This window comes from Ferrimonas sediminicola (assembly GCF_005116715.1).
Taxonomy (GTDB): Bacteria; Pseudomonadota; Gammaproteobacteria; order Enterobacterales; family Shewanellaceae; genus Ferrimonas; species Ferrimonas sediminicola.
The window spans coordinates 1-230 of record NZ_SWCI01000058.1 but is presented as its reverse complement, the minus strand read 5'-3'; the positions used below and the strand labels follow the sequence as shown (position 1 = coordinate 230).

Here is a 230-nt window from a genome sequence, read left to right as displayed (position 1 = left end):
GCCACGACAACGCGGTAGCAGAGAGCTTCTTCCAGTTGCTAAAGCGGGAAAGGATCAAGCGGAAGATCTACTCAACCCGAGATGAGGCTCGAAGCGAAGTCTTCGACTACATCGAGATGTTTTACAATTCGAAGCGCCGACATGGTTCCAATGATGGCTTGTCACCGGTAGAGTTCGAGGCCCAGTATTTTTCTAACCAATCGGGTGTCTAGGAAAATAGGGGCTATTCA

Annotated in this window: 1 protein-coding gene; it reads left to right on the top strand. The window is 49.6% G+C overall.

Annotated elements, in window-relative coordinates; genetic code table 11:
- Positions 1-212 (top strand): IS3 family transposase (locus FCL40_RS18520; protein WP_169307183.1); only part of this gene is annotated, 212 nt, incomplete at its 5' end.
- Positions 213-230 lie beyond the last annotated feature (18 nt).